Source organism: Nostocoides australiense Ben110, assembly GCF_001050535.1.
Taxonomy (GTDB): domain Bacteria; phylum Actinomycetota; class Actinomycetes; order Actinomycetales; family Dermatophilaceae; genus Nostocoides_A; species Nostocoides_A australiense.
Genome location: NZ_HG764815.1, coordinates 2,704,564 through 2,712,404, shown reverse-complemented (window position 1 = coordinate 2,712,404; position 7,841 = coordinate 2,704,564). Strand labels below are relative to the sequence as shown.

General features: G+C 69.9%; 6 protein-coding genes and 1 pseudogene. 2 read left to right on the top strand and 5 right to left on the bottom strand.

All coding sequences use genetic code 11. From position 1 onward, the window contains the following. Nucleotides 1-158: 158 nt before the first annotated feature. The 3 genes from BN11_RS13060 to BN11_RS13050 all read right to left on the bottom strand — a co-directional run bounded on the left by BN11_RS13060 (nt 159) and on the right by BN11_RS13050 (nt 2,812). Nucleotides 159-1,235 carry an MFS transporter gene (locus BN11_RS13060; RefSeq protein WP_235435467.1) on the bottom strand — a complete coding sequence of 359 codons (1,077 nt, stop codon included), beginning with the start codon at nt 1,233-1,235 and terminating at the stop codon, nt 159-161. A gap of 150 nt (nt 1,236-1,385) precedes the next feature. Further along, nucleotides 1,386-2,120, bottom strand: a complete 735-nt coding sequence (locus tag BN11_RS13055; protein WP_048701439.1) for a sulfite exporter TauE/SafE family protein — start codon at nt 2,118-2,120, stop codon at nt 1,386-1,388. Beyond that, nucleotides 2,117-2,812: a TetR/AcrR family transcriptional regulator gene (locus BN11_RS13050; RefSeq protein WP_048698354.1), complete on the bottom strand. Its 696-nt coding sequence runs from the start codon at nt 2,810-2,812 to the stop codon at nt 2,117-2,119. Before BN11_RS13050 ends, BN11_RS13055 begins: the two co-directional genes overlap by 4 nt. A 181-nt stretch (nt 2,813-2,993) precedes the next feature. On the opposite strand from BN11_RS13050, the gene BN11_RS13045 reads away from it, so the two are divergent. Next, a complete protein-coding gene (locus tag BN11_RS13045) occupies nt 2,994-4,496 on the top strand; it encodes a DUF3352 domain-containing protein (protein WP_048698353.1) in 1,503 nt (500 codons plus the stop codon). Between the two features lie 102 nt (nt 4,497-4,598). On the opposite strand, the gene BN11_RS13040 is transcribed toward BN11_RS13045, so the two are convergent. After that, a complete protein-coding gene (locus tag BN11_RS13040; protein ID WP_048698351.1) occupies nt 4,599-6,077 on the bottom strand; it encodes a gamma-aminobutyraldehyde dehydrogenase in 1,479 nt (492 codons plus the stop codon). A gap of 53 nt (nt 6,078-6,130) precedes the next feature. Next, nucleotides 6,131-6,457 (bottom strand): GNAT family N-acetyltransferase, encoded by a 327-nt coding sequence (locus BN11_RS26170; protein ID WP_407667985.1) that lies wholly within the window; start codon nt 6,455-6,457, stop codon nt 6,131-6,133. A 287-nt stretch (nt 6,458-6,744) separates the two neighbouring features. Between BN11_RS26170 and BN11_RS23800 the strand changes: the two are divergent. Further along, nucleotides 6,745-7,841, top strand: a pseudogene (locus tag BN11_RS23800) (indolepyruvate ferredoxin oxidoreductase family protein); the annotation flags it as partial.

Sequence of the window (7,841 nt, the reverse complement as noted above, 5' to 3'; positions counted from 1 at the left end):
CCCGCAGCCGCGGCGCCGGCGGTTTTGGTGGCGGCGGCTACGGCGGCTCGACCTGGCGTTCGGCCTGGACGGACTTCTGACCGCCCCGCCCCCGCCGAGCAACCTCTGCTAGCAGAAGTTGGTGAAATCAGCACAGCTAGCACGGTGTGCGGATTTGACTAACCTCTGCTAGCAGAGGTTCCTCGGATGGGCCCGCCGCGCTGGTGGAGGGCGAGGGAGAGGGCGAAGACGAGGCCGCCGCATACGGCCAGGGCGACGCCGACCCAGGAGGGGGCGGTGTATCCGTAGCCGGCGGCCAGCACCACGCCGCCGAGCCAGGCGCCGAGGGCGTTGGCGACATTGAGCGCGGCGTGATTGCTTGCTGCCCCAAGGTTTTTCGCGTCCCCGGCGACGGTCATCAACCGCAACTGCAGGCTGACGACGAGGAGGCCGGCGCACACCGAGCAGAGCATGACGCTGACGATGGCGGGGATCAGCCAGCGGGAGGTCACGGTGAACAGCGCGAGATTCAGCGCCAGGCCGCCGAGCCCGATCGCGATGGTCCGCAGCACCGACCAGTCGACGAGCCGCCCACCGAGCGGCGTGCCGATCAGGCCGGCGACGCCGAGCAGAAACATCACGACCGGCACGATAGACGCCGGCTGACCGGCCACCTCGGTGAAGGTCGGCGCGATATAGGAGTTCATCGCGAACATCCCGCCGAAGCCGATGGCCGCAGTCAGCAGAGTGAGCCACACCTGCACTCGGCGCAGCGCCCGCAGCTCGCGGCGCATCGCGCCGTCAGGGTGCGGAAACGACTGGGGCACAGCGACTCTCACAAGGAGAGCGGAGAGCAGGGCCAGGATCGCGATTGCTCCGTATGCGGTGCGCCAGCCGAGTTGTTGCCCCAGCCAGGTGCCCGCCGGGACCCCGAACAGGTTGGCGAACGGGATGCCCAGCATGACCCGCCCGACCGCGCGGCCGGCCATCCCGGGGGGCATCAGATCGACGGCGGCGAGGGAGGCGACGCCGAAGAAGGCGCCGTGCGGCAGGCCCGTCAGAGCCCGCGCGGCGACGAGCAGCTCGAAGTTCGGAGCCAGCGCCACGAGGGCATTGCCGACGGCGAGCACGATCAGCAGACCCACGAGCAGGGTGCGGCGCGGCCAGGCCGCACCGGCGACCGCCAGCACCGGCGCGCCGACGACGACACCGAGGGCATAGGCGGCGATGGACGCCCCACCCGCGGGGATGCTCACCCCCAGATCCCGCGCGGTGTCCGGCAACAGGCCCATCGCGATGAACTCGGCGGTCCGTCCCGATCCCGACGCCGCCGAGCACGAGTGCGGCCAGGGCGAGGGTGGTATGCCGGGTGCGCGTCACCGGCATACGGTGCCAGATCCGCGCGCTCACGCCAGGAGCAGCACAGTGGCCGAGATGGCGGAGGCCAGCAGGACGACGACTTCGAAGCCGCGCTGGGAGATCCGCCGGATGGTGTGCACCCCGAGCCACGCGCCCACGGCGACGGCCGGGGTTAGGGCGAGCGCGCGCCATACGTCGGTCCACTCGAGCAGACCCAGCCCGACGCTGAAGGGGACCTTGACGCAATTGATGAGGAAGAAGAACCACGCGCTCGTGCCGACGAAGCGCACCTTGTCGACCTGCTTGGCCACGAGATAGAGGGTCATCACGGCACCGGCGGCATTGGCGGTCATCGTCGCGAAGCCCGATCCCACTCCGGCGGCGAGCGCGGGGAGGCGTCCGTGGGCGCGCTCGGCGATCTGTTCGCGGCGGGAGTTGACGAGAAGTTGCAGCAGCACCATGGCGAGCAACAAGGCACCGATCGCGCGCTTCAGGAGCGTGTCGTCGACGACGGCGAGGAAGACCGACCCGAGGACCAACCCGGGGAGCACGCCGGGGAGCAGTCCGCGGATCAGGGCGACATCGCAGTTGCGGCGGTAGTGCCAGATGGCGAACAGGTCACCGACGATCAGGACCATCAAGATGGCGGCCGTCGAGGCGCGGGCCGGCATGACCGAGGCGAAGATCATGACCGCGACGACCGCGAGGCCACCGACCGAGGTCTTGGAGTATCCGATGATCACGGCAGCGATGCCGAAAAGGGCGACCTCTGCGCCGGTCACGCGTCGTGCCCGCCGGCCGTCCACACGGCGAGGGGGACCCGTTCGACAGCGCGGCCGATGGCACTGGCGACGTCGGACCGGTCCGCGCCCAGCCCGACGAGCAGAGAGAAGGCCAGGCCTTGGAAGACCGGCACTTGGTAGTCGGGTCCGAGATGACCGGCGATGTCGAGGCAGACGAAACCGTGCAGTCCGCACCAGAGTTGCGTCGTGGCCACATCGGCGTTGGGCTCGGTGATGATGCCCGCCTCGATGACGGCCTCGACGCGCCGCCGGATGTGCGACCAGGCCGTGTCGCCGACCGGGTCGTCCAGCGGGAGGAAGGCGGTGGTGAACTCCGTGCGCATCCCGGGCCCGCGGGCGCTGACATAGCGGTTGAAGAGAAGCTCGTAGGCGAACGGCTCGCACGCGGCGAGGTTGCGGTAGGCGATGCCGCTGGCGAGCAGGTCCGCGAGCGGGTCCGCGGTCAACTCCGGCGCGTCGATGGCGGCGCTGAAGTCGGCGAACGCCTGCGCGGCGACGGCCAGGAGCAGCCCGGCCATGCCGTCGAAGTGGGTGTAGACGGCGGTGGTCGATACTCCCGCTTCCTTGGTGATGCGCCGGGCCTGCAAGGAGTTCACGCCGTCGGCGCGGACCCGGGCGTAGGCGACGCGGATCAGATCCGCACGCACGTCGACGGGTGTGGAGATGCTCACCTAAGCCTGGCCTCTGCGCTCGTGTCGACGCCCCCCAGAGCGTCGAACTACGCCGCCATCCTACGGCGCAATTCAGGGGCCTCCGGGGGAATGACCCGACTTGGGGAACCACCCGTGACGCGCTAGCGTCGATGCGTACGAGTGCCGCGACCAAGCGGCCACGTGAGGGGAGAGCAATCAGATGACGGACAACGTCGAATTCGTGACCGCAGGCTCGGGTGCGGGACCCGACGCCCGCAGCGGTATGTCGCGGGGCAAGGTTGCCGCCGCTGTCGTGGGGAGCATGGCCGTGGTCGGGTTGGCTGTCGGCGGCGCCGCCGCCGTCAACGTGCTGGGCGGCGGGGGTGCGCAGCCGGAGGACATCGTGCCGGCCAACGCCGTGATGTTCGCCAAGATCGATCTGGACCCGGCGAGCGGGCAGAAGATCGACGCGCTGCGGTTCCTGCGCAAGTTCCCGGCGCTCAAGGACAGGATCGGGATGGACGACACCGCCGACCTGCGCCGAAAGATCTTCGAAGAGGCCCAGAAGGAGGGCGCCTTCAAAGATCTGTCGTATGACGCGGACATCGCCCCGTGGCTCGGCGACCGGTTCGCCTTCGCTGCGGTGCCGACGGATGGCGGCAAGGATGTCGCGGCCGTCGCGATCCTTGCCTCGACGGACGAGGCGAAGGCCAAGGCCGCCATCGCCAAGGCCGGGACGACCGGATCCACCTGTGATGTCGTGGCCGACTTCGTCCGCTGCGCCGAAAAGCCCGAGCACCTGGCCGCTTTCGCCGCGGGCGACGCCCCGCTGGCCAAGGCGGCGAACTTCTCCGGGGACATGAAGGACCTCGGCGAGGACGGCATCGCGAGCATGTGGGTCGACGTCAAGGGCGCCTTCGACCTGGCCGCGGCCGCGGGCGCGACCGGGACCGACTCCCTGCCCGCCGAGCAGATGGCCAAGGTCAAGGAGCAGTTCGGCGACGGCCGCATGGTTGCCGCGTTGCGCTTCGACGGCCCCAACCTCGAGCTGGCCGGCAGCGTCAAGGGCACCAAGGTGACGGGCAACCCGGGCAAGGACGCCGGCGCCATCGCGGCGCTGCCGGCGGACACGATCGCCGCCGTGAGCATCTCCGGCCTGGGCCAACAGCTCACCAAGACCTGGGCTGACCTCGAGAAGAGCTTCACCGACCTCACCAGCTCGACCGGCGGCTCCGACCCGATCGCCGAGGCGGAGCAGCAGCTGGGCATCCAACTGCCAGAGGACATCGTCAAGATCGTCGGCAACAAGACGACCATCGCCTTCGGCGGCATGGACACCGGCTCTGGCATGCCCAAGGTCGCGCTGAGGACCGACGGCGACCCGGCAGTCGTGCAGAAGCTGATGAGCAAGGTCGCCGAACAGGGGCAGGCCTTCGGCTTCTCCTCGGCCAAGGGCGTCACGCTGGCGATGGATCAGGCGTATGCCGATGCCGTCGCCACCGGTTCCGGCCTGGACCAGAACGCCACCTTCACCGCCGCGATGCCCGACTACGCCAAGGCCACCCAGGCCGGCTTCGTCGACATCGCCAAGGTCGTCGAGCAGTTCGGCGCCGACATCCCGGCCGACGAGAAGGCCAACCTGGCGCCGTTGTCGGCCTTCGGGTTCAGCGCCTCCCAGGACGGCGGCGACGCCGACTTCACCCTCCGCCTGACCACCAAGTAGCCCGCGGGCCAAGCAACCTCTGCTAGCAGAAGGTAGTCAAATCAGCGCACCCAGGTAGGTGTGCTGATTTGACTAACCTCTGCTAGCAGAGGTTCCTTGGTTTCAGCCCGGGAGGGTGAATATCGTGCGGTGCCAACCCTTTTCGGCGTCGCCGGTGCGGTCGAACATCACGTGCTTGACGGTCGTGTACTCCTCGAACGAGTAGGCCGACATGTCCTTGCCGAAGCCGGACTGCTTCACCCCGCCGTGCGGCATCTCGCTGATGATCGGAATGTGGTCGTTGATCCACACGCAACCGGCGTGGATCTGCGCGCTGGCGCGCATGGCCCGATAGACGTCGCGGGTCCAGGCGGAGGCCGCGAGGCCGTATGCGGTGTCATTGGCCAGGGCGATCGCCTCGTCGTCGCTGTCGAAGGCCGTTACGGTCAGGACGGGGCCGAAGATCTCGTCGGTCCAGACTTCCTGACCGGGGTTGACATCGGCGAGCAGGGTGGGGGCGTAATAGGACCCGGCCGCCAGGTCCCCGCCGGGCGCCGCACCGCCGGTGACCACCCGGGCATACGAGCGGGCGCGCTCGACCATGCTGGCGACCTTCTCGCGATGGGCCATCGAGATCAGCGGTCCGAGGTCGGTGGCCGGGTCGGCGGTCGGGCCGAGCCGGACCGCGGCATACAGATCCGCCACTCCCGCCACGAAATCGGCATAGCGCGAGCGGTGCACGATGGCGCGGGTCGCGGCCGTGCAGTCCTGGCCGGTGTTGATCAGGCTGCCCGCGACCGCGCCGTGGATCGCGGCCTCCAGGTCGGCGTCGTCGAACACGACGAAGGGCGCTTTGCCGCCGAGCTCGAGGTGGACGCGTTTCGCGGTGGCCGAGGCGGCCTCGAGGACGGTGCGCCCGACGCGCGTGGAGCCGGTGAAGGAGACCATGTTGACCTCGGGGTGGCGCAGCAGGTGGGCGCCGGCGACCGGCCCGCGGCCGACGACCACGTTGATCACGCCGGGCGGCATCCCGGCCGCTGTCGCGGCTTCGGCGAACATCACCGACGTCAAGGGCGTGTTCTCCGCCGGTTTGAGGACGATCGTGTTGCCGGCCGCGACCGCGGGCAAGATCTTCCAGGCAGCCATCTGCAGGGGGTAGTTCCACGGCGAGATGGACCCGACGACCCCGATCGGTTCGCGGCGGATGCTGCTGGTGTGATCGGGTGAGTATTCGGCGGTGGCCAGGCCGTCGAGATGCCGGGCGGCGCCCGCGAAGAAGGCGGTATTGTCCACCGTCCCCGGCACGTCGAACTCGGTCGCGAGCCGGATCGGTTTGCCCGCCTGCCGGGACTCGACCTGCGCGAATTCCGCTGCGCGCGAGTCGACTTCGGCCGCGAAACGGGTGAGCACGGCCGACCGCTCCCCGGGGGTCGCCCGGGACCAGCCGGCATACGCAGCCCGCGCGGCGGCGACGGCGACATCGACCTGCTCGTCGCCCCCGAGCGCGATCTCGGTGATCGTCTCGCCCGTCGACGGGTCGATGACGGCATACGGCTCGCCGCCGTCGGTCTCGACGCGGGCGCCGGCGATGAACTGGGTCATGGCTCGACCCTACTCACGGCGTCAGCCGAACTGGGCCACGTCGTCGAATCCGGCTAGCCCAGGCTGGCCCCGGGCTCGGCTCCAGCAGGCAGCCGGAACGGCGGGCATACCTCGCCCCTGCACTCCACGGCGCCCGGGCGCCGGAATCCGACCTTGTCCAGCACGCGGGTGCAGGCGTGGTTTCCCGGGGAGACGTAAGCCCACAGGGGCACGTGGTCAGCGAACTGTCGATGCCAACCGACCAGCGCGGTCGCGACCTCGGTCGCCAGGCCCTGACCCAACGATCCCGGCGAATGGTGTAGCCCAGCTCGCGCCCGCCCCGGAACGCGGCGAACCCGGCTCGACCGACCAGCAAGCCGCCGTGGTCGGCAACGCGCCACCTCGTGAAGCCCGCTCGATCCTGCTCGGTGATGTACCTATCGATCAGGGCCGCGACTTCGGCGTGGGTCTCCGGCCGGCCATGACGAACGAACGCATCGTCTCGGGGTCCGCGTGGATCGTGAGCAGTGCGTCCACGTCGTCGGGCTCCCACGTCGTGACCACAAGGCGGCAGGTACTGGGCACCGTTGTGCGACACACAGGAGCCATCATCCCGGACTGCCGATGCCCCGTCCACCACTGGGGAAATCGCTGTAGTGTCCGTGCTCTGGCGGCCAGAAGGGGAGCAATGAGCGCGACGACCCACGACCAGACCTCGGACCCGCGGGCGCGGGACTTCCGGATCGCCGACCGGCTGACCGCGACCGCAGGCCAGATCCACCTCGGCGGACTGCAGGCGCTGGTGCGCCTGCCCTTGGACCAGGCGCGGCGGGACCGGGCGGCCGGGCTGCGGACCGGCGGTTTCATCAGCGGGTATGAGGGGTCACCACTCGGCGGCTACGACAAGGAACTGCTGCAGCTTGGCGAGCAGCTGGCGGCCGCCGGCGTCGTCTTCCGGCCCGCCGTCAACGAGGAACTGGCCGCCAACGCCGTGCTCGGCTCGCAGCTCGCGAGCACCCGGGCGAGCCGCACCGTCGACGGGGTGGCCGCCTATTGGTACGGCAAGGCGCCGGGCCTCGACCGGGCCACCGACGCCCTGCGGCACGGCAACCTCGGCGGCGCCTCCCCGCTCGGTGGGGTGCTCGCGCTTGTCGGCGACGACGCGACCGCCAAGAGCTCGACGGTGCCGAGCAGCTCGGAGTGGGCGCTCGCCGAACTGGGTATGCCGGTGCTCGCCCCCGCCGACCCGCAGGACATTCTGCGCCTGGGCCTGCACGGCATCGCGATGTCGCGCTTCAGCGGATTGTGGGTGGCGCTGAAACTCGCCACCAATGTCGTAGACGGCAGCGCGACCGTGACCCTGGGCGACCCCTCGATCACGCTGCCGGACAACACGATCGACGGCCAGCAGTTCGTGCACGCCCCGCACGCCCGCTTCCTGCAGCCCGGGTTGGCGCAACTGGAGGAGTCGCTCGTCGGCGCACGGCCCGAGCTGGCGCTGCGCTATGCCCGCGCCAACGGCCTGGACGAGATCGCCGGCGACCAGCGCGGGAAGATCGGGATCGTCGCCGCCGGCCAGACCTATCGCAATACCCTCGAGGCCCTGACCCTCCTCGGCGTCACACCGGACCGCCTGGGCCAGAGCGGGATTCGCGTCCTGAAACTCGGACTCGTCGCGCCTCTCGATGTCGCCGGGCTGCTCGACTTCGCGGCCGGCCTCGACGAGATCATCGTCGTCGAGGAGAAGCGGCCCCTGGTCGAGACCGCCATCAAGTCGGCCCTCTA